The following is a 21,786-nucleotide window of genomic DNA, read 5'->3' as shown; positions in this document are numbered from 1 at the left end:
TAAAAATCATATTTTTAGTTACTTTTTTATTAACATTAAATTTACTTTGGTATTAGCGATTATTATATTTTATTTTTAGAAAAATAAGAGAAAAAAGATTTAGAATATGAAAAGAAATCATATAATTTTATATTTTATTTTTAATGTTTAATATATTTGAAAAAATAAAAAAGAAGTTTTCTTAAAAAGAAAACTTCTTATGGTTGCGGGAGCAGGACTTGAACCTACGACCTTCGGGTTATGAGCCCGACGAGCTACCAACTGCTCCATCCCGCGATATTAATTTGTTGCTTGTTAAGCTATGTTTTTATTATAGGATAATATAATAAATAAGTCAATAAAAATTTTTTTTATTTTAAATTTTTAGAAAAATTTGAAGGATATTAGTTTAATATCTTAATGATAGATAATTTTATATAAAAAATAGTCATATTATATAAATATATTCTTTAATGTAAAAAATTGCAAAAAAGTATATTTTAAATTACGATATTATTAAAGAATAAGGATTATAAGGAGTGACTAGAAAAGGTGAAAAGATTAAAATTAAAAAAATTAATATGGTCTATAATGATTTGTACAAGTTTAATTTCATAGGTTCTTTTAAAGCTAATGCCTTAGAAAATAACAAGATAAATAATGCAATAAATATTGAGAAACAAGAAGAGATTAAAAAAGAAAATATTATAAATAATAATAAAAATAATATAGAAGGAAAAAAACAAACATTAGATGAAAAGAATAATAAAGTTGTAAAAAGTGAAATCGATTCTAAGGTAGAAGAAAAAAATGAAGAAATTAAAGTTGATAAAGATATAAAAAAAGAAGATGTTAAAAATAGTATTGAAGGAAATGAAAACAAAAAGGCTTTTAAAAACAACGACGATGAAAAAATTAATAATAGTAAAAATTCTATAGAAAAAAAATATGCAATAGAATTATTAAAAAATAAATGGATAAAAAAAGATAATAAAAATTATTATTATGATAATAATGGATTATTAGTTAAGGGATGGACCTTTATAGATAATAATTGGTACTTTTTTGATAAAAATACTAATGAGATGAGAATTAATTGGATTGAGGATAATGGAAATTGGTATTATTTAAATGAAAAAGGTGTAATGCTTAAAGAATGGCAAAAAATAAATGGAGTTTGGTACTATTTTTTAAATAATGGACAAATGGCGAAGGGATGGCAAAAAGTAAATCAAACATGGTATCTTTTAGATAATAATGGTGCTATGATAACTGGATGGTATTTTCAAGGAGATAATTGGTATTATTTAGAGGATTGGGGAGGAATGAGTACCGGGTGGAAAAGTATAAATGATAACTGGTATTTCTTAAATAAAAATACTGGGGCTATGGTAATTGGATGGTATTCATATGGATATAAGTGGTATTATTTTTTGGAAAATGGAGAAATGGCTAGAGGATGGAATGGAATTAATGGTAATTGGTATTTTTTGAATTCTATTAATGGAGACATGAAAACAGGATGGAATTCTGATGGGTCAAATTGGTATTATTTAAATAATGATGGTTCAATGGCAACTGGTTGGAAGTCTTTAGATGGTGATTGGTATTATTTAAATCATAATGGAACTATGAAAACAGGATGGATATCTGATGGTTTACATTGGTATTACTTAGATAATTCAGGAAAAATACTTCACAGTGACTTTTATAGTATAGATGGTAACACATATTATTTATATGATAATGGAGCAATGGCTACTAATACTTGGTTTGGAGCAAAATATGCAAGACCTAATGGATCGGTAGTTGATGCTAATAGTTATATATCACATTCTAATCTTCAATATAATTTATTTAAGTATATGACAAATGCTAACAACGAAGAAGATGTTCATGCAACTTCTATAAAACTTCATGGAGGGATAATTTATAATAACTGTACTTATTTTGTATCAGAAGCTTTAAGAAGAGTTGGAGTGAATGTGCCTAGAAGTATGGCTTCTGTATTAAATTTAGAAAAATATATTTCATCAAGAGGATGGGTAAGATGTACAGATTTTACAAAAATGAAACCGGGAGATATATTATTTAGTGGACAAGCTCATACATATATATTTATGGGATGGATTGATAATAATTATGCTTATATTGTAGATAATCAAAAGAGAACTTTTGGGTCAGTGCTACATCCAAGACTTATAACTGGATATGAAGAAAAATATGATAGTAATTCAACTACTCATTTTTACTATTGGAATAATTAAAAAAATACATAATAGAATATATTTTATTGATTTTTATAAAAAATTAATACTTTAACAAAACACTGATATTAAAAATTTTGGTATTAGTGTTTTGTTATTTAAAAGATCAATTGGTTATAATAAGATTATAAAATTACTATAACTAATTTTAGGAGGAATATTATATGGATGGAAAGACTATGGTATCAAATTTTAAAAATTGGGTTGTTGTAGGAGATGTTAATAACAACAAAAAATATGCTTATAGAATTTTAGAAAAATTTAAAGAGAAAAATTACAATGTTGCAGGTGTTAATCCTAAAGGTGGTAATGAAGTATATTTAAGACTTAAGGATGTGCCATTTAAGATAGAATGTATAGATCTTTGTATAAATCCTAAAGTTGGATTAGAAATTATAAAAGAAGCTAAAGAGCTTGGTATAAAGAATATACTAATACAACCTGGGGCAGAAAGTGATGAGATAATATCTTATTGTAAAGAGAATGATTTAGAAGCAATAGAAAATTGTGCTTTAGTTCAATTAAACAGAATATAAAAGGCAGATAAATATAAATTTAATTAGATATAATATAAAATTAAAAAAATATATTTTACAAAATAAAATTTTTATAAAAAGGGGGTTCTTTTATGGATTTAAAATATGTTTTAAAAACTCTTTGTGAAAACCATGGCCCAAGTGGAAGAGAATATTGGCTTCATAAGGAAATAAAAGAAATATTTAAAGGAGTAGATAAAGGTTTTACAGATAACATTGATAATTTTCATATTATAAAAAAGGGTAGAGGGAATGGTAAAATAATGCTTTCTGCTCATTTAGATGAAGTATTTTTAATGGTGAATTCAATAAAAGATAATGGCTTTTTAGGGTTTATTGGAAAAGGAATAGACCCTAAAACTTTAGTATCGCAGGAAGTTATTGTTCATGGAAAAGAAAGTATTTTAGGTATAATAGGAATAAAACCTCCTCATCTTATGAATGATAAGGAACGAGAAGAAGGAGTTAAGATAGAAGAGCTTTTTATTGATACTGGATATTCAAAAGAAAGTTTAGAAAAAATAGTATCAGTAGGTGATTTTGTTACTCTAAAAAGAGATTTTATTGAATTATTAAATAATAATATATGCTGTAAAGCCTTAGATGACAGGGCATCTATAGGAGCTTTATATGTATGTTTTGAAGAACTAAAAAATAAAAATCATGATTTAGATGTGCACTTTGTATGTTCTTCTCAAGAAGAAGTTGGGCATAGAGGAGCTAAAGTAGCATCTCATATAATTAACCCTAATATAGGTATTGCTATTGATACTACTTTTGATGGTGGACATCTTGGAAGAGATGATGATGAAGTAAAAGTTGGGGGAGGTCCATGTATATGTATAGGACCTAATATTCATCCAAAGTTAAGAAAAAAACTTATGAAAATAGCAGAAAAAAATAAGATTCCCTATCAAGTAGAGGTAGAACCAGGAAATACTGGAACAGATGCTTGGGATATTCAAGTATCAAGAGAAGGAATCGCCACTCTTTTAATATCAATACCTATAAAATATATGCATACATCTGTAGAAGTAGCTAATTTAGGAGACATAAAAAATACAGGAAAATTATTAGCAGATTTTATAATGAGTATTAAATATGATGAATTGGAGGAGATTTTATGCTTTTAGAAAGATTATGTAATGCAATATCTCCAACGGGATTTGAAGGGGAAGTTAGAAATATAATAAAAAACTATATAAAAGATTATGTAGATGAAATTACTATAGATAATATGGGAAATATAATAACTCATAAAAAAGGCAGTGGGCCTAAAATATTAATAGATGCTCATATGGATGAAGTTGGATTTATAATTACTGGTTTTAACAATGATGGAACCCTAAAGTTTTCACCGTTAGGGGGAATAAATCCTAAAGTAGTTTTATCAAAGGTAGTATATGTAGGTGAAAAGAAAATACCTGCAGTTATTGGGTTTAAGCCTATACACTTACAATCTAAAGATGAAAGAATATCAGTTCCCAAATATAAAGATCTTGCTTTAGATATTGGAGCTTATTCTAAAGAAGAGGCTAAAAAGTATGTAAGTCTCGGAGATTTTGCAGTTTTTGATACTAAGTATGGAATATTAGGAGAAAATTTTATAAAGGGTAAGGCTTTTGATGATAGGATTGGGTGTGGAGTTTTAATAGAAATTTTAAAGGAGAATTATAATTGTGATCTTTATGGAGTTTTTAATGTGCAAGAAGAAATAGGAGATAGAGGAGCGTATGTATCATCTTATAAAATAAAACCAGATATAGGTATTGCTATTGAAGGAACTATATGTGCTGATTTACCTAAGGTAGATAAAACTTTAGTGGCTACAGAGCTTGGAAGAGGACCAGCAATCTCTATTATGGATAGGACTAGCATCTTTAATTATGATTTATGTGAAGAATTAATAAATTTAGCGGAGAAAAATAAAATATCATATCAAAGAAGAAAAGCTATTGCAGGAGGAAATGATGCTGGAGCAATTCATATGTCAGGGGATGGAGCGGTAATTGCTACTATTTCTGTACCTTGTAGATATATACATTCATCTTTAAGCGTAGCTTCATTAGAGGATTATAAAAATACAATAGATTTATTAAAAAGATATTTAAAAAGTTTTTAAAAAAGAGTAAATATTAGGGGGATAGGGAATATGGATTTATTATTAGAAGATTTATTAGAAACATTTTCTACAAGCGGAAATGAAGAGTTACTTAGAAACGTTATAGTTAAAGAATTGGATAAATTATCAGTAAAATATAGAGAAGATAAGATGGGAAATTTGATTGTAGATATTTGTGATAATTTCTATACTAAAAATACTATTGATAAAAAAGAAAAGGTTATGATATGTGCCCATATGGATAATATAGGGTTTATAGTTACTGGCATTGATGATAAGGGTCTTATTAAAGTGGCATCTATTGGGGAATTTGACTTGAGTAAAGTAGTAAATAATTATGTATCATTTAAAAATGGAACTATAGGTAAACTATATTCAAATAAAAAGGATCCTAAAGATGAGGATTTGTTTATAGACCTTGCATTAGATTCTAAAAAAGAAGTAGAAGGTTTGATTAAAGAAGGAGATGTAGCAGTAATTAAACCTAGTATTATCGAAAATAATAATAATATATTATCTTCAGGATTAAACAATAAAATAGGATGTTTTATATTATTTCAAATTATAAAAATGATAAAAAACAAAGAAATAAAAAATTTAGATAAAAATAATGAATTTTACTTTGTATTTTCCACTGAAAATATTTTAGGTGGAAGAGGAGCAAGGGCAGCAGCTAATATAATAGCACCAGATTATGCTATAGTTTTAGATATGGAAGAAGCAAAGGAATGTGGTGATAGTATTTATTTAGGAAGAGGACCGGCAATTAAAATTTTAGATAAAACATTAATAATAAATAGAGAAGTTAAAGAAAAGTTAGATAAAGTATTTGAGAGGATATCTCTAAAACCTCAATATATAGTAAATAATCATGGTGGAGATGGAGGTTTTATTCATAAAGAAGGCAATGGAACCAAAACGGGGGCTTTAGGTATTCCTTGTAGATATATAAATACTAGTAGTGAGATTGTAAATAAAAGTGATATAGAAAATACAAAAAATATAATTATAGAAATACTAAAGGAATTTTAATAGGTTTAGATTAAAGAATAAAGAGCTGTCATAAATTTATGACAGCTCTTTATTCTTTTAGTAAGCATTAAGTGTTTAGTTAGAATCTTGCACTAGCTAGGCACAATAATTCAACTTATCTTTAGTATGATATAAAGAATTATTTTAGGTTATAGCAAAATCATGCTATTATACTTTTATAGAGTGATGATTTCTCTTAAGTTTATTATGTAGCTTAAAGCTATGTAATCATTTGTTTAAAACTTTTGCTCTTTGATTTAAGGCATTGATTAATGTTAACCATCACCTCTTTTATTATGGTTTATTTTAAATTATCACTATTAAAAATTATAGTCAATTAAAATACTATTAATAATATGTAAATCTCTTATTTGTTATTTAACAATTTGTTTTAGAACATATTAATTATTTAGTAACATAATAATGCTATAATTATTTTAAGGTATTAAGAGGAAATATTAGGAGGGATTTTTATGGATATAACATATCATATGCCTGTTAAAGTAATGATGGAAAAAGGAATTGTAATAAAGAAACACCATGAATTTAAAGGCTTTGGTAAAAAAGCTTTTATAATTACAGGAAAAAGTTCTTCTAAGATAAATGGCTCATTAGAAGATGTAGAAGCTGCATTAGATAAAGAAGGAATTGATTATTACATATTTGATAGGGTAGAAGAAAATCCATCATTAGAAACAATAGAAGATGCTTCAAAGATTGGATTAGAACAAAATGTAGATTTTATTATAGGGGTAGGAGGAGGATCACCTATAGATGCAGCTAAGGCTATAGCTGTTATGATTAAAAATCCACAATTAAATAAAGATAATTTAATAACACCAGAAAAACTAGAGGCTTTAGATGTAATTGCCATACCAACTACATCTGGAACAGGTACAGAAGTTACTCAATATTCAGTGCTTACAGACCATAAAAATAAAACTAAAAGAAATTTAGGACAAGAAGTTTTCCCAAAGTTAGCATTATTAGATCCTAAATATACAGAGAAAATGGACTTAGATACAACTGTTAGTACAGCTATAGATGCCTTGTCACATATAATAGAAGGATATTTAAATAGACATGCTAATGATATTACAGATGCTTTAGCAGAGAGAGGAATTAAAATTTGGGGAGAATGTAAAGATGACTTAGTTTCTGGAGACATAAAAAATACTTCAAGAGAAAAGTTAATGATAGCATCCAATATAGGTGGTATGATAATTGCACAAACAGGAACATCTCTTCCTCATGGAATGAGCTATCCTTTAACATATCATAAAGGGATTTCTCATGGATTTGCAATAGGTTCTTTATATAAAGAATATCTAAAGATATTTAAAGATAGAAAAAAAGTCAATAAGATTTATGAATTACTAGGATTAGAATCTCATAAGGAATTTGAAGAATTGATGGATAAATTAGTAAAGGTTCATATTCATGTAACTCAAGATGAAATAAAAAAATATACTGATGAGGTTTGGGAAAATAAAGAAAAGCTAGCTAATCATCCAGAAGATATATTATATGAAGAGTTATTCTTTATATATACTAATAGCTTACTATATATATAATTAGGTATTACATATTGAATAAATATATAATAAAAAAGTTTAGTGGTAATGAATTATTACTTCTAAGCTTTTTTTAAAATTCCTAAAGAAAATTATTTCAGTTTATGAAACTTTTTAATATATGTTATTTATAAATTTTATAATAGCTATCTTTTAAATATGTGTTAGAATATTAATTATAAACTAATTAAGAAGTGACTAAAGATAATTTATTATATATTTTAAAATAAAAGAGGGGTTATAAATGGATAATAAGTATAAAGAATTAGAAGATATTATAAATGAGAAGGCTCCCCAATTAGTAGATGCATTTACATACTATTCAAAGGATAAAATTCCTAGAAAAAAACTAGAAAAAGCTATGAGATATTATGCAAAAGGAGTAGAAGAAAGTACCATAATAGGATTAATAGACTTAACTCTATTTGGAAGTTCTAAAGAAGGTGTTTTATTCACTAATGAAGGTTTTTATCTTAAAGAATCTTTTGAAAAACCTTTGTATATATTATATAAAGATATAGAGGATGTTACAGTAACTAGTGCTGAAAAGGATTGCAACAGAGTTCTTATAATAACATCAAAAAATGGAACTATAAATAAAATTAAAACATCTTTATTAAAGAAAACACCATTTATGGAGATATTGTTAGAATCGATGAATTTATGTTTAGAGGGATTAGTTGGAGAAAATGATAAATATATAATTTTAGAGTGTATGGATGAAAGTATTAAAATTAATTATATAAAGGCTGTAATAAATTTAATCTCAATTGATGAAAAGGTAAATTACAAAAAAATAGTTGAAATTTATTCATTAATGACTCAAATAAATGTAAGCAAAGAAGGTCGCTCAGAGATAAAGGAATATATAATGTCTAAGACTAAAGAGAATTTATATGAAGTTTTAGATAAGATGGAGGAAAATGTACCAGAAGCTTCTGAAAAAATTTTACACTTATCTTTGATAAAAGATATGATAGGAAGATGTATTTCTTTAAATTCTTATAATGATAAAGAAAAAGAGATAATACATAAAATATCTAAAAAATACAAAATAAATGATGAACAAGTAGAATTTTTAAAGGAAGCATGTGAAAATGATTTTAAAATAATGAATTTTACAAAAGATGATTCTGAAATAATTAAGGATTTTAAAGAGATAGCTACTAAAGCAGCCGCAGTAGGTGTCCCTGTAGCTGCAGTGTATTTAAGTGGATCTGTAGTTGGATTGAGTGCAGAGGGTATAACATCAGGTCTTGCAGCCCTTGGATTAGGTGGGGTTTTAGGATTAAGTTCTATGGTAACAGGACTTGGAGTAGCTTTAATAGTGGGCTTTGGTATATATAGAGGAATGAAGTGGCTATCTATAAATGAAAAAAAAGAAAAGCATATAAAATCTCAATTTTTAGTAGAGCAAGCAATAAGAAGTAATCAAAAAATAGTAAGTAATTTAGTAGAGGATATAACATCTTACACATCTCAACTAATAGAACTCCTTAAAGATTCTAATAAAAACACTGAATTAATAGAAAAAATAGGAAGAGAAATTAATATATATGGTGAAGCTTTAAATTATTTAAATATTAAAAGTGAAAAATTAGAAAAATATTTATAAAAGAAAATCTTTAAATTGAATAAAAATATCTTTATAAGACTATAAGAAATTTTTTAAATTTCTATATGGTCTTTTTTCTATATATTTTTTATTTATAAAATAAATTTGTATCTTTAAAATTACTTTTATGTAAGTAGTTATTTAAATAATAATTTGAATAAAGATATTAGCATTGATAAAAATATAAATAACCTTTAGAATACAAGATATATTAAATAATAAATGAGGTTTAAATATGAATAAAATAAATTTTAGTGATTTAAATTTAAGCAATGAAATAATAAAAGCTATAAAGGGATTAAAATATGATAAAGCAACAGAAGTTCAAGAAAAGGTGATTCCCTTAGCTCTTAAAGAAAAGGATATAATAGTAAAATCTCAAACTGGAAGTGGTAAGACAGCATCCTTTGCAATACCACTTTGTGAGAAAATAAATTGGGATGAAAGTAAACCACAAGGGCTTATACTTACTCCAACAAGAGAATTGGCAGTACAGGTAAAAGAGGATATATCTAATATAGGAAGATTTAAAAGAATTAAGGCAGTTGCTGTTTTTGGAAAACAACCTTTTTCAGTTCAAGTAAGAGAATTAAAACAAAGAACTCATGTAGTTGTAGGTACACCGGGAAGAGTTTTAGATCATATAAGTAGGGAAACCATATCTCTTGAAAATATTAAATATCTAATAATAGATGAAGCAGATGAAATGCTTAATATGGGTTTTATAGATCAAGTTGAAGAAATAATAAATAAGATATCTAAGAATAGAACTACAATGCTTTTTTCTGCTACTTTACCAGAAGATATAGAAAATTTATGTATAAAATATATGAAAAATCCAATTAAAATTGAAATTCAAGCAAAGGCATTAACAGCAGATAAAGTTGAAAACTTTTGTTGTAGGGTAAAAGAAGATAATAAATTTAATCTATTAAGAAAATTTACTGTTATAGAAAATCCAGATAGTGCTATTATATTTTGTAATACAAAAGATAAGGTTGATGATGTGTTTAATAGATTAAAAAGAGGAAACTATCCATCAGAAAAAATTCATGGTGGTATGATGCAACAAGATAGACTTAATGTGATGAAAGACTTTAAAAAAGGAAAATTTAGATATTTAGTAGCTACAGATGTTGCAGCTAGAGGAATAGATATAGATGATATAACTCATGTATTTAATTATGACATTCCTTTAGAAAAAGAAAGTTACGTACATAGAATAGGTAGAACAGGAAGAGCTGGTAAAAAAGGAAAATCAATTACTTTTGTAACTCCTTTTGAAGATAGATTTTTAAATGAGATAGAAGAGTATATAGGATTAAAGTTACAATCTATTGAAGAACCATCAAAAGATGATTTTGAAAAATGTAAGGGTGAATTTGAAAATAAAATAAAAAATAAATCAACAATAAAAAGGGATAAGGCTTTTGGATTAGAAAAAGATATAATGAAGTTATATTTTAATGGTGGAAAGAAAAAAAAGTTAAGAGCTGGAGACTTTGTTGGTGCTATATCAAGAATAGAAGGTATTACAGCAGATGATATAGGAATAATAGATATTCAAGATAATGTTTCTTATATTGATATACTAAACGGCAAAGGAAAAATTGTATTAGAAGCATTAAAAAATTCTACTATAAAAGGTAAAAAACTTAAAGTTGAAAAAGCTAGAAGTTAATTATATAAAACTGGTTAAAGTAAATATTATTTTTAATTAATTTTATATTAATAAAATTTAAAGTGAATAATATATTAAAAAGATGATTTTTATATTAAATTTAAATCATCTTTTTTTAATGATTATTAAATATTTAAATCTTTTTTGGCTATTTTAAATAATCAATAAAAAAATTAAATTTATATTTTATGTAAACCTATTCATTTTCTTTGACTTAATTGTTATAATATAGTAGCATAGGATTGCTAGCTAAATTTTTTTGGTTTAAAGTGAAAGGAATGAAGAAATGTTAGGTGATATAACTTTAGAATCCATAAAAGTAAATGTATTATGTGAAAATTGGGAAGATGCTATAAAAAAGGGCTGTAAATTACTTGAAAATAAGGGATACGTAGAACCTGAATATGAATATGCTATAATAAAAAGTTTAAAAAATATAGGTCCTTATATGGTTATAGCGCCTAATATAGTATTATCCCATGGAAGACCAGAAGATGGTGTTAATAAAACAGCTGTTAGTTTTTTAACTTTAAAAAAACCTATAGATTTTGGAAGTGAACAGAATGATCCTGTTAAATTAGTTATAACATTAGCAGCTAAAGATAATAAAAGTCATATAGGAGTTTTAGGTGAAATTGTTGATTTGCTTAGAAATAAAGAAGATTTACAAAAGATAATGAATTCTAAAACAGAAAAAGAAGTATTAAATATATTAACAAAATACAGCTAGCTTTTGCAAAAAAAGAAAAGGCACATTAAGGAGGAATTTTTATGAAAATATTAGCGTGTTGTGGAAATGGACTAGCAGGTAGTTTTATAATTCAAAGAAATGTAGAAACTGCATTAAAAGAATTAGGTATTAAGGATGTAGATGTTGAAGTTTCAGATTTAGCATCAGCCAAAAAAACTGATGCAGATATTTATGTTGGAGGAAGAGATGTAGCAGCAGAGCTAATGATGGATCCAAAGAAAGTTATATCATTAAACAATATAATAGATATGATTGAAATAAGAACAAAATTACTAGAAACACTAAACGAATTAGGTTATCATAAATAATAAAATAAATATAAATTACATATTTTAAAAACCTTAGGTAATGAGTTGATTTTAACTTTATTATCTAAGGTTTTTATATTTTTAAAATTCAATTTAAATTTTAAAAATTTTGGTGAACATTTTTAACTGGATTAGTATCTAATAAGTGAATGCTTAGCTAAGTAAATTGGTTTAGGAGGAAAAAAAGTGCAACTAATAAATTTTGCAAAATATAAAAATAAAAAATTTGATGATGTTTCTTTAGCTAAAAAGGGAGATAAGGAAGCTTTCGTAACTTTAATTAGAGAAAATAAAGTTAGTTTGTATAGGATAGCTAGAGGAATATTAAAAACTGATGAAGACATTGAAGATGCTATCCAAAGTTCTATAGTTAAGGCTTATGAAAATATTCATAGCTTGAGAAAGGATAAGTATTTTAAAACATGGTTAATAAGAATTTTAATTAATGAATGTAATATAATTTTAAGGCACCATAAAAAGAATATATGTTTAGAGAATAGTGATTTAGATAAAGACTGTTATATAGATAAATATTCTAATATAGACTTATGGAATGGTATAAACTCTTTAAAAGAAGAACTTAGATTGGTAACTATATTATTCTATTTTGAAGACATGCCTCAAAAGGATATTTCAAGTATATTAAAAATACCAGAGGGTACTGTAAGATCTAGATTAAATACTGCAAGAAAAATATTATCCAAAATTATAGATAATTAGATTAGAGGTGTATATTATGAATAATGATTTTTACATAGATAAAAAACTTAAGGATATGGCTAGAAGTGAAAATAAAGAAATACCTAAAAGTATAAATAAAAAAATAGAAGATACTTTAAGTAATTTAGATGATAACAATAGGATAAAAAATAAAAGAAGTTTAAAAAATATAAAAAGAGGTGTAATTGCAGCTTCAATAACTTTAGTATCATTTATTGCATTTGGTTTAACAATGCCAAGTTATGCAAAAAGCTTACCTGTTATAGGATCAATATTTAGCCTTTTAAATGTAGATAAAAATTTTGAGGAGTATTCTTCGGATATAGATATTACAAAAGAAAGTAATGGAGTGAAGGTTACTATAAATAGCATAGTTTATGACAGTATAAATTTAGCTATTGCGTATACAGTAGAAACTGAAAGAGAAATGAAAAGTGAACCTCATATTTTAGACAAGGATTTTAAAGTAAATGGAAAAATAACTACTTTTTCATCTGGAGGCAAGGGGAAATTTATAAACACTAACAAAACAATTTATAAAGGTATAGAGACCTTTAATATAAATTCAAGCTATATTCCAAGGAGTATTAAAGATGAAGTTCTCTTAGGAGGAAATGTTGAGGTTCCTGATAAATTTAACTTGGATATTAATATTAGAGAGTTTCTTGGAAACATAAAAGGAGAGTGGAATTTTAAGATTCCTGTAACTAGTGAAAAAGTTAAAGGTAGGATTAAAGAAATAGATTTAAATATAAACTTAAAAAATATAAAAGATGGTATGAAATTAAATAAATTAATATGTACTCCTATTAACACAGTTTTTTATGGGGAAGATATAAGTGAAAAAAATAATTTTTATACTGAAAATATGATGTATTTTATTCGTGATGACAAAGGAAGAGTTATATTAGAAGAAGGTAATAGCTTAGTAGGAAATAAAGAAAAATGTTATTTTCAAAATCAATTTAAGAAAATTTATGATGATAGCGAAAGTTTAACTGTAGTGCCAATAAGAAGTAAAGAAAGCTTAAAACCTTATATTATTAAAGTTCCTTTAAATTTAAATGGAAATACAGATATAATATCTGGTAATTTTAATTTAAAAATAACTAAAGTAGAAATTTTAGATGATAAAACTAAGATTTATTTTAATGGTAAATATCCTACAATAATGCGTCCACATAATATAGTAGACAAAGAATCAGGGGAAGAATTTAACTTAATTAGTGGTATACAACAATCAGATAGTGGAGAAGATTTAATGGTCGAATTTAAAAAACTTAGGGAAGGAACAGAATATTTAATTGAATGCAATGATATATCAAAGAATTATAATATATATGAAGAGGATAAATTCACAGTATCTCTTAAATAACTTATTTTAATACCTTATAAATAATATATAACAACTTTAAAGTTAATTATAATTTTGAAATATTAGGGTTTGGAGTCAATATTTTGACTTCAAACTTAATTTTTTTATAATTTATAAAAATATTCATTAATTTATATGAAAAAATAGAACAAATTTAGACAATTATCATATAAATATATTAGATAAAGATAAAGCTGTTGATAATAAGGAGGATATCTTAAGATGAGTTGTGAAAATTATCCAGACATTTTACCAGGTGGTTGTGATTTAGTTCAATGTAGTGATATTGAAGTTGATGTTAGAGAAATAAATGATAGTGGACATTTTCATCATAGAAGAGATGATGTTTATAAAGTAGAAAAACTTATAGGAAAAGCAAAATTAGAAAGAATATTAATAGATGATGTTACAATACCTGAAGGCTTTTTAGAAATAAAGAAAATTAAAAGAAGAGTAATTTTAACTCAATGTAAAATAGTAGGAAAAAATTTATTGGTAGAAGGATATATTGTAAAAAATATAACTTATGTATCACCAGTAGATGATGATTTAAATCCTTGCCAATGTCAATCCTTTAGAAATAACTGGAGTGATATAGAGGTAAAAATACCATTTAGTATAGCAACACGTATAAAACATCATCATCATTTAAAGAAGAATAAAGAAAAAGATGTATCTTATTTATGTGATACAATGGAAGACTGCTGCTGTGATGAAGGTTTCATGGGACATTCACCTTGTGAAAGCTTAACTAAGCAAAAAGTTTATTTAAATGAAACTCCTCATTGTAAATTATATAAATATGAAATTACAGAGCTAGATGTTAATAAAAAACCATGTAATGAATGCCAACAAGAAGATTCAGTATTATATTCAACTTTAGTAGAAAAAATAGTATTAAAACTTTATATAAAAGTTTTTGTTAAAGATTATATTAAAATGCCACCATATAGACCTTGTGACAAAAAAGAAAAATAAATAAAATAAATTAAGATGCAGAGTTATTAAACTCTGCATTTTTGTATAAAATATATTAAAACAATTATTAGGTATAAAAAATGATAGATAAAAGATATGTTATTTTGCTACTTTTGTATTTAAATAATTACAATAAAATAAATAACTTAGAGAAAGATAAATTAAAAAAAGATAAGTTAGAAAAAAATATTAAAGATAATAGTTTTTCTAAGGATGACTATTATAAAGATAGCTTTTATAAAAATAATAATATAAAAACAAATAGTAATACAAAAACAAATAAAAAAAATAATTCCAATATAAATAAAGATGATATAAACAAAAATAATATAAATAAAATTCTATGGGAAAAACATTATAAAACTTTTGATTTTAAAGATAAAACATTCAATAATAAAAAAGCTTTACTAGTAAGCAAAAAAAATGAATACATAAAAATAAAAGATGAAAAAAATAAATATAAAAAAGATAACAAAAAAAATCATAAAAATAACTTTATTAATAAAAATACTAAAAAAAATAATTTTATTAATAAAACTGTTAAAAAACAGGATTTACTTAATAAAAATATTAAAGAAAATAATTTTAAAAAAGATATTAAGGAAAATAATTTTAAAGAGGATAAATTTAATTTAAGTCATAAAAGAAGAGATGAAGAATATACTATTTTTAATAATATAAAGCAAGTAGAAAAAATAAATAGTGATTTTAAATTTTATGATGATAAGAAAAGTGTTAAAAATAATAAAAATACAGAAAAAAGTTATGTAAATACTTGTGGTAGCAATATAAATATTCCAAAAAAATTAGCTTATTTAAAAGTGCAGGAAGTCTTTAGTGGAAACATAAATTTTCCAAAATATATTTATGATATTTCAAATATAAAATGTAAATTAGATATAAAAAATGTTTATTTAGAAATAGATAGTAAAAATAAATTAAAAGGAAAAGCTATTTATGATGGAATTTTAAAAGTTTCTATAGAATATTTAGAGCCTAAAAGATTCTCTAAAAATAATTTAACAGGAAATAATAAATTTTACGTTTTTTTTATTCCTTTTAAAGGAAATAAAATAATAAATATTAATTTTGTAGAAAATATTAATTTAAGCATAATAAAAAAATTATTAGTAGAAAAGTTAAATGAAAACTTTAATATATATAAATCTTTTAAAAATAAGAGAAGTATAAATGAGTATATTGATTTTTACAAAAGTATTCATTTAATAATTGAAACAGATACTAGAATAAACTTATTAAAAAAAGTAGAAGTTAAACTATGATATTTATTGAATAATATAAATTTTATTAGATATTGAAAGTAACTTGTGAATTTTTTGAATATTTAAGTAAAAACCTTTATTTAAATACATTTATAATAAAGCTATATTTGATATAATAAATTTATAAAACATTAGAAGAGGTATAGATTATGGGATATAAATTAATATGCATAGACATGGATGGCACACTTTTAAATAATAAGCATAATATTAGTGAGGAAAACAAAAGAGCTTTAAAAAAAGCTACAGAAGAAGGAATTAAGGTAGCTATTTCTACAGGAAGAGTATTTGCCTCCGCTAGAATATTTGCAAAGCTTACAGGTATAAAAGCTCCACTTATATGTTCTAATGGATCATATATTAGAGAAAAAGATAGAGATGAAGTTATATTTAAATCCATATTAGATAAAGAAGAATTAGAAAGTATATATGATATAGTAAAGAAATATAATTTTTTAGCTGTTTTTGATACTCCTTATGGAATAATTTCAGATGAAGAAATCCCAGAGGATGATAGTCATAGAATAATGAATAAATTAACTACGGAAGAAGAAGCTATAAGGTTTTATATAGTAGATGATTTTAAAGAAGCTTTTAAAAAATATAAAGAAGATATTTTAAAAGTTATATTAATAGAAACAAAAAATAGCTCAAAAATAAAAGATGCAAAATTAGATTTAGAAAAAATTAAAGGAATAGATGTAGTTTATTCTTGGTCCGGATGTGCAGAGATTATGAAAGAGGGAACTTCAAAAGGTAAAGGGGTTAAAATTTTAGCTAAAAAGTTAGGTATTAAAAAAGAAGAAATAATGTGTATAGGTGATAGTGGAAATGATATCTCTATGTTAAAAGAAGCTGGTACTGCTGTAGTTATGGGAAATGCTCCAGATGAAGTTAAAAAGTTAGCAGATTATATAACTGATACAAATTTAAATGATGGTGTAGCAAAAGCAATAGAAAAATTAGCCTTAAAATAGTTAATGCAAAATACTATAATCATAGTAAAATAGCCAAATGATAAAGATATATTATATAGATACATAATTATATAAGGTATTTTTTATAATTAATAAAGAATTTTACAAAATAACACTTGCATAATATCATTTCAGGTGATATACTAGAGAAAGTTAGTAAAACAATTATATAAGATTTAAATAGATGTAAGTTTCTCCATTTATAAGGGATATTACTTTTATCTAAATCTTCAGAAAATGGAGGAATTTAAAATGGCAGATAAGAAAATAATATGTAAAGACTGCGGACAAGAATTTATATTTACTGAAGGTGAGCAAGCTTTCTACAAAGAAAAAGGATTCGATAACGAGCCTGTAAGATGTGCTGATTGCAGAAGAGCAAGAAAGCAACAAAGAGATAACAGAAGATAATTTTATTTTCTATAAAAGAAGCTATAAGATTTTAATCTTATAGCTTCTTTATTTTATAATGTTATGAATTTGTAAAATATAGCAAAAACCTTTGAAGATATAATAAATAAACTGTATGCTTTAATTGTAAGTTTTTTATAATAGCATTTATAGAAATGGGGGAAATGACTTCATGAATTATATTATTCTGATTTTAGGTTTTATTTTATTAATTAAAGGTGCAGACATTTTTGTAGATGGAGCCTCTTCAATAGCAAAAAAGATAGGAATTCCTTCAGTAATAGTAGGATTAACTATTGTATCAATAGGAACAAGTTCTCCAGAACTTGCAGTTAGTGTAATTTCATCTGTACAAGGAAATAATGGTATTGCATTAGGAAATGTATTAGGATCTAATATATTTAATTCCTTAGTAGTTTTAGGTGGAACTGCCTTAGTTATGCCTATAATTATTAAAAAAGCTACAGTAAAAAGAGATTTTTTTGTAAATCTTTTGGTTACTCTAGTATTATTTTTCTTAACCTTTGATAGTCTCTTTTTTAGTAAGGAAAACGTTATATCAAGGTTAGATGGATTAATATTAGTTATATTATGCTTTATATATATGTTTTTACTTATAAAATCAGCAAAAAATTCTAACATAGATGAAAACTTAACAGAAAAAGAAAAAAATATAAGTATTCCTTTAAAAATTCTTATGTCTATTTTAGGAATTTTAGGTATAGTAATAGGAGGAAAATTAGTAGTAGATTCAGCTACTAATATTGCATATTCTCTAGGTATGAGTGAAAAACTTGTAGGACTTACAATTGTAGCGGCAGGAACATCTTTGCCAGAGCTTGTGACATCTATTGTTGCAGCATTAAAGGGAGAAACTGATATAGCAATAGGAAATGTATTAGGATCTAATATATTTAATATTTTATTAATACTAGGTCTTTCATCATTAATAAGCCCTATACCAGTATCAAAAACTTTAATTTTTGATTTTGTATTTTTAATAGTTGTATGTATTTTTATAGGTGCTCTTGTATTCTTCAATAAAAATAAAAAAGTTAAAAAGCTTTCAAAGGTAGAAGGTCTTGTTTTGGTAGGATTATATATAGGGTATATGGTTTATATTATAATTAGAAATTAAATAAGTATGAAGATTATACATTTTAAATGAGATATACCTATAAATAAAATAAAGTTATAATTTAAAAAAGTTTAATATATTAAAAATTCATGGCATTATGAAAAATATTTCAAACCATGAATTTTTTATATATGTAACTTAAATCTACTAATATATTTTTTTATTAAAAATATTATGCATTAAATTTATATATAGTTTAATGCAATTTATGTCCGCAATAGGGGCAGAATTCATAATCTGATTCGCATTCCCTATTACAATTAGGACATTTTTTTATAGAATTAAAGGAGTTATTTATTAATGTTAAATCCCAATAAGTTATAGCTAATTTATCTCCTTTTTCAAAGGCCTTACCTTTTTCAGGTTTAATTTTATAGATAGCATTACAATTAGCACATATACCAAAGTATTCTTCATTCCACTTAAATAAAGGAATAAAGAAAAAATGAAAAAAACTATAAGTTTTTATAATTTGGACAGAATAATTTGAACAAATATTACAATTAGTAGAAGTTATTGTTCCTAGCTTAACTTCTTTTTTATCTATACCAAAAATACCAATAAAGAACATAAAATCCTCCTAATTTTTATAAATACTACTTAAAATTATATCATTAATTAATGTATAATTTTAAGTAGTATTTAAACTCCAATAAAAGAGGTGATAATTATGAAAATAAAAAGTGTAGTTATAAAACATAGAAAAGGTCTTCATGGAAGAATAGTAGCAATGATTGTACATAAGGCAGATGAGATACAAGAAAGGTATAAAGTTAAAATATTTTTAAAGTGTAAAGATAAAAAGAAAGCTCCGGCTACTGCTTTAATGGCTATAGTAAATATGAAGATAAAATTAGGGGATGAGGTTTTTATAGGAGTAGATGGAGAAAGAGAAAATGAAGCGATGGAGGAGATAATTGAATTTTTAGAAGGTGATTTTTCTTTACCGGATGAAGGGACATTAAAGCAAGTTGATAATATTATAAACAGCAATCTTATGGCTTGGGAACTTATATTTCAAAATATACATAATGGAATTATTGTAGTTAATGAAAAGGATAACATTGTTCTTGTAAATAGTGCTGCAGAAAAATTATTAAATTTACAAGGAGTAGATGTTATTGGAAAAGGTAGTTTAGAAGTGCTAGGCACTATAGGTATTAATATATTTAAAGAGATAGAGAAAAATACTATAGCAAAAAGAATTAGAGTAGGAAATTCTCTTTTAATGATGTTTACTTCTCCAGTAGAAGTAGATGGAGTTTTAAAAGGTGCAGTTTTGATACTTCAAGATATATCAAGATTAGAAAGAGCTAAAATAGAATTAGGAGAGGTTAAAGAGTTAAAGGAAAGACTGCAATTAATATTAGAAACAGTTCAAGATGGAATATGTATGGTAAATGGCGATGGGATAATTACTTATGTAAATAAGAGTTATGAAAAAATAACAGGAGAAAAAGAAGAAGAATTAATAGGGAAAAATATATATAAAATATCACCTAATGGAGCAAGGGTGAAGGTTTTAACAGAAGGAAAAGGAATAATAGATGCTATTTCTAAGAAAAGGAATGGAGAAACAGTAGTTGCAAATGTAACTCCTATAATTGTTGAAGATGAAAAATTAGGAGTTGTATCTGTTATTAAAAATATTTCAGCAGTTCAAAAACTTACTCAAAAGCTTTCAGAAATGACTCAAAGAGCAGATTACTTGGAAGAAGAACTAATTAGAACAAAAAAACCAGAGGAAGTTTTTGAAAAATATGTAGGAAGAAGTGGGAAAATTGTAGATGCTTTAGCTATAGCTTTAAAAGCAGCAACTAGTGATGCTACAGTTTTAATAAGAGGTGAAAGTGGAACAGGAAAAGAGCTTATAGCAGATGGTATACATTATGCAAGTATTAGAAATGGAGGACCTTTTGTTAGAGTGAATTGTGCTGCTATTCCTTCAGCGCTTTTAGAAAGTGAGCTTTTTGGACATGAAAAAGGAGCTTTTACCGGTGCCATAAAAAGAAAATTAGGTAAGTTTGAACTTGCAAAAGGAGGTACGATTTTTTTAGATGAAATAGGAGAAATGGAAAAAAGTATGCAATCTAAAATATTAAGAGTAATACAGGAAAAAGAGTTTCAAAGGGTAGGTGGAGAAGAGACTATAAAAGTAGACGTTAGAATTATTACTGCCACTCATAGAAATTTAGAACAAATGGTTAAAGATAGCGAGTTTAGGGAGGATTTATATTATAGATTAAATGTAATTCCAATATATTTACCTCCATTAAGAGAAAGAAAACAGGATATAGCGTTACTTTTAGAATATTTCTTAATGGAGCTTCAAAGTGGGAAGAAAGATAAGATAAAAATGATAACAAATGAAGCTATGGAAGCTATGCTTGCATATAGATGGCCAGGAAATATAAGAGAGTTAAGAAATATAATGGAAAGAATAATAGCTCTAACAGATAAAAACTATATTTGTCTTGAAGACTTACCATCATATATTAAATCTGCAAAATGGAATAATGGAAATAAATTAGGAGAAAAAGATATAGAGCAAATAAATAATAGTAAGATTAATTATGATAAAGAAATTACTTGTTATGAAGAAATAAATATAAAAGATGAAATAATAAATAGTGATGAAATATTACCACTAAAAGAATATGAAAAAATAATTATAGAAAAAGCTTTAATAAAATATGGAAGCTATAATAAAGCAGCAAAGGTGTTAGGGGTTACACATAAAACTGTTTCTGCAAAAGCTAAGGAATATGGAATAGAGAAAGAAACAATATGGAGAAAAATAAATTCATAGTAAAAAAGAACAACTTGGTAAAAAGTATCAATATGGAACTAAAATACCAAATAAATTATAAAAATAATAAATTAAAATGCATTGTAAAGGTTTTAAAGAGAATATTAATAAAGTATTACAAATAAAGGATTTACAGCTTTTTGTTAAGTAAAATTTTTCCTGAAGAAAAATTTTGGCACAAAGATTGCTAATAATATAAATAGTACGTATAATAAAATTTTGAGAGGATG

At 25.0% G+C, this 21,786-nt stretch carries 19 protein-coding genes and 1 tRNA gene; 18 read left to right on the top strand and 2 right to left on the bottom strand.

Going from position 1 to position 21,786, the window contains the following annotated elements; genetic code table 11:
* Nucleotides 1-200 precede the first annotated feature (200 nt).
* Nucleotides 201-276: transfer RNA gene (locus tag BUA70_RS00275), tRNA-Met, on the bottom strand.
* Between the two features lie 242 nt (nt 277-518).
* Between BUA70_RS00275 and BUA70_RS00270 the strand changes: the two genes are divergently transcribed.
* From BUA70_RS00270 to BUA70_RS00190, 17 genes are all read left to right on the top strand, one after another.
* Nucleotides 519-2,246: a hypothetical protein gene (locus tag BUA70_RS00270; RefSeq protein WP_072892227.1), complete on the top strand. Its 1,728-nt coding sequence runs from the start codon at nt 519-521 to the stop codon at nt 2,244-2,246.
* Nucleotides 2,247-2,410: 164 nt separating this feature from the next.
* Complete coding sequence (locus BUA70_RS00265; protein WP_111944842.1) at nt 2,411-2,782, top strand: CoA-binding protein; 372 nt, start codon at nt 2,411-2,413, stop codon at nt 2,780-2,782.
* A 92-nt stretch (nt 2,783-2,874) separates the two neighbouring features.
* Nucleotides 2,875-3,915 (top strand): M42 family metallopeptidase, encoded by a 1,041-nt coding sequence (locus tag BUA70_RS00260; protein ID WP_072892226.1) that lies wholly within the window; start codon nt 2,875-2,877, stop codon nt 3,913-3,915.
* A complete protein-coding gene (locus tag BUA70_RS00255) occupies nt 3,906-4,904 on the top strand; it encodes a M42 family metallopeptidase (protein WP_072892225.1) in 999 nt (332 codons plus the stop codon). Before BUA70_RS00260 ends, BUA70_RS00255 begins: the two co-directional genes overlap by 10 nt.
* A 30-nt stretch (nt 4,905-4,934) precedes the next feature.
* Nucleotides 4,935-5,936, top strand: coding sequence for a M42 family metallopeptidase (locus tag BUA70_RS00250; RefSeq protein ID WP_072892224.1), 1,002 nt, complete (start codon nt 4,935-4,937; stop codon nt 5,934-5,936).
* A gap of 473 nt (nt 5,937-6,409) precedes the next feature.
* On the top strand, nt 6,410-7,510 hold the full coding sequence (locus BUA70_RS00245; protein ID WP_072892223.1) for an iron-containing alcohol dehydrogenase family protein: 1,101 nt from the start codon (nt 6,410-6,412) through the stop codon (nt 7,508-7,510).
* A gap of 244 nt (nt 7,511-7,754) precedes the next feature.
* Complete coding sequence (locus tag BUA70_RS00240) at nt 7,755-9,125, top strand: hypothetical protein (protein WP_072892222.1); 1,371 nt, start codon at nt 7,755-7,757, stop codon at nt 9,123-9,125.
* 235 nt (nt 9,126-9,360) lie between these two features.
* On the top strand, nt 9,361-10,806 hold the full coding sequence (locus tag BUA70_RS00235) for a DEAD/DEAH box helicase (protein WP_072892221.1): 1,446 nt from the start codon (nt 9,361-9,363) through the stop codon (nt 10,804-10,806).
* Nucleotides 10,807-11,092: 286 nt separating this feature from the next.
* A complete protein-coding gene (locus BUA70_RS00230; RefSeq protein ID WP_072892220.1) occupies nt 11,093-11,536 on the top strand; it encodes a PTS sugar transporter subunit IIA in 444 nt (147 codons plus the stop codon).
* A 41-nt stretch (nt 11,537-11,577) separates the two neighbouring features.
* Nucleotides 11,578-11,865, top strand: coding sequence for a PTS sugar transporter subunit IIB (locus BUA70_RS00225; RefSeq protein WP_072892219.1), 288 nt, complete (start codon nt 11,578-11,580; stop codon nt 11,863-11,865).
* A 186-nt stretch (nt 11,866-12,051) separates the two neighbouring features.
* Nucleotides 12,052-12,585: a sigma-70 family RNA polymerase sigma factor gene (locus tag BUA70_RS00220; protein WP_072892218.1), complete on the top strand. Its 534-nt coding sequence runs from the start codon at nt 12,052-12,054 to the stop codon at nt 12,583-12,585.
* 16 nt (nt 12,586-12,601) lie between these two features.
* The gene (locus BUA70_RS00215) at nt 12,602-13,960 is read left to right on the top strand and encodes a DUF4179 domain-containing protein (RefSeq protein WP_072892217.1); all 1,359 of its coding nucleotides are present in this window, start codon (nt 12,602-12,604) and stop codon (nt 13,958-13,960) included.
* A gap of 222 nt (nt 13,961-14,182) precedes the next feature.
* The gene (locus BUA70_RS00210) at nt 14,183-14,938 is read left to right on the top strand and encodes an SPOCS domain-containing protein (protein ID WP_072892216.1); all 756 of its coding nucleotides are present in this window, start codon (nt 14,183-14,185) and stop codon (nt 14,936-14,938) included.
* 80 nt (nt 14,939-15,018) lie between these two features.
* The gene (locus BUA70_RS00205; RefSeq protein ID WP_072892215.1) at nt 15,019-16,221 is read left to right on the top strand and encodes a hypothetical protein; all 1,203 of its coding nucleotides are present in this window, start codon (nt 15,019-15,021) and stop codon (nt 16,219-16,221) included.
* Nucleotides 16,222-16,370: 149 nt separating this feature from the next.
* Nucleotides 16,371-17,198, top strand: a complete 828-nt coding sequence (locus BUA70_RS00200) for a Cof-type HAD-IIB family hydrolase (protein ID WP_072892214.1) — start codon at nt 16,371-16,373, stop codon at nt 17,196-17,198.
* A gap of 252 nt (nt 17,199-17,450) precedes the next feature.
* A complete protein-coding gene (locus BUA70_RS00195) occupies nt 17,451-17,609 on the top strand; it encodes a zinc-ribbon domain-containing protein (protein WP_072892213.1) in 159 nt (52 codons plus the stop codon).
* Between the two features lie 172 nt (nt 17,610-17,781).
* On the top strand, nt 17,782-18,747 hold the full coding sequence (locus BUA70_RS00190) for a calcium/sodium antiporter (RefSeq protein ID WP_072892212.1): 966 nt from the start codon (nt 17,782-17,784) through the stop codon (nt 18,745-18,747).
* Between the two features lie 196 nt (nt 18,748-18,943).
* Here the strand turns inward: BUA70_RS00190 and BUA70_RS00185 are convergent, their stop codons facing one another.
* Nucleotides 18,944-19,318 (bottom strand): zinc-ribbon domain-containing protein, encoded by a 375-nt coding sequence (locus BUA70_RS00185; protein ID WP_072892211.1) that lies wholly within the window; start codon nt 19,316-19,318, stop codon nt 18,944-18,946.
* Nucleotides 19,319-19,417: 99 nt separating this feature from the next.
* Between BUA70_RS00185 and BUA70_RS00180 the strand changes: the two genes are divergently transcribed.
* Nucleotides 19,418-21,556 carry a sigma 54-interacting transcriptional regulator gene (locus BUA70_RS00180; protein WP_242977330.1) on the top strand — a complete coding sequence of 713 codons (2,139 nt, stop codon included), beginning with the start codon at nt 19,418-19,420 and terminating at the stop codon, nt 21,554-21,556.
* Nucleotides 21,557-21,786: the final 230 nt, after the last annotated feature.

Source organism: Clostridium fallax (genome assembly GCF_900129365.1).
Taxonomy (GTDB): Bacteria; Bacillota; Clostridia; order Clostridiales; family Clostridiaceae; genus Clostridium_AH; species Clostridium_AH fallax.
The sequence above is the reverse complement of the archived record's forward strand: the minus strand, read 5'-3'. Positions and strand labels throughout refer to the sequence as shown.

Excerpts from the sequence above, each read along its gene's own strand:
- BUA70_RS00265 (WP_111944842.1), top strand. The coding sequence starts at position 2,411 with ATGGATGGAAAGACTATGGTATCAAATTTTAAAAATTGGGTTGTTGTA.
- BUA70_RS00260 (WP_072892226.1), top strand. The coding sequence starts at position 2,875 with ATGGATTTAAAATATGTTTTAAAAACTCTTTGTGAAAACCATGGCCCA.
- BUA70_RS00255 (WP_072892225.1), top strand. The coding sequence starts at position 3,906 with ATGCTTTTAGAAAGATTATGTAATGCAATATCTCCAACGGGATTTGAA.
- BUA70_RS00250 (WP_072892224.1), top strand. The coding sequence starts at position 4,935 with ATGGATTTATTATTAGAAGATTTATTAGAAACATTTTCTACAAGCGGA.
- BUA70_RS00245 (WP_072892223.1), top strand. The coding sequence starts at position 6,410 with ATGGATATAACATATCATATGCCTGTTAAAGTAATGATGGAAAAAGGA.
- BUA70_RS00240 (WP_072892222.1), top strand. The coding sequence starts at position 7,755 with ATGGATAATAAGTATAAAGAATTAGAAGATATTATAAATGAGAAGGCT.
- BUA70_RS00235 (WP_072892221.1), top strand. The coding sequence starts at position 9,361 with ATGAATAAAATAAATTTTAGTGATTTAAATTTAAGCAATGAAATAATA.
- BUA70_RS00230 (WP_072892220.1), top strand. The coding sequence starts at position 11,093 with ATGTTAGGTGATATAACTTTAGAATCCATAAAAGTAAATGTATTATGT.
- BUA70_RS00225 (WP_072892219.1), top strand. The coding sequence starts at position 11,578 with ATGAAAATATTAGCGTGTTGTGGAAATGGACTAGCAGGTAGTTTTATA.
- BUA70_RS00215 (WP_072892217.1), top strand. The coding sequence starts at position 12,602 with ATGAATAATGATTTTTACATAGATAAAAAACTTAAGGATATGGCTAGA.
- BUA70_RS00210 (WP_072892216.1), top strand. The coding sequence starts at position 14,183 with ATGAGTTGTGAAAATTATCCAGACATTTTACCAGGTGGTTGTGATTTA.
- BUA70_RS00205 (WP_072892215.1), top strand. The coding sequence starts at position 15,019 with ATGATAGATAAAAGATATGTTATTTTGCTACTTTTGTATTTAAATAAT.
- BUA70_RS00200 (WP_072892214.1), top strand. The coding sequence starts at position 16,371 with ATGGGATATAAATTAATATGCATAGACATGGATGGCACACTTTTAAAT.
- BUA70_RS00195 (WP_072892213.1), top strand. The coding sequence starts at position 17,451 with ATGGCAGATAAGAAAATAATATGTAAAGACTGCGGACAAGAATTTATA.
- BUA70_RS00190 (WP_072892212.1), top strand. The coding sequence starts at position 17,782 with ATGAATTATATTATTCTGATTTTAGGTTTTATTTTATTAATTAAAGGT.
- BUA70_RS00185 (WP_072892211.1), bottom strand. The coding sequence starts at position 19,318 with ATGTTCTTTATTGGTATTTTTGGTATAGATAAAAAAGAAGTTAAGCTA.
- BUA70_RS00180 (WP_242977330.1), top strand. The coding sequence starts at position 19,418 with ATGAAAATAAAAAGTGTAGTTATAAAACATAGAAAAGGTCTTCATGGA.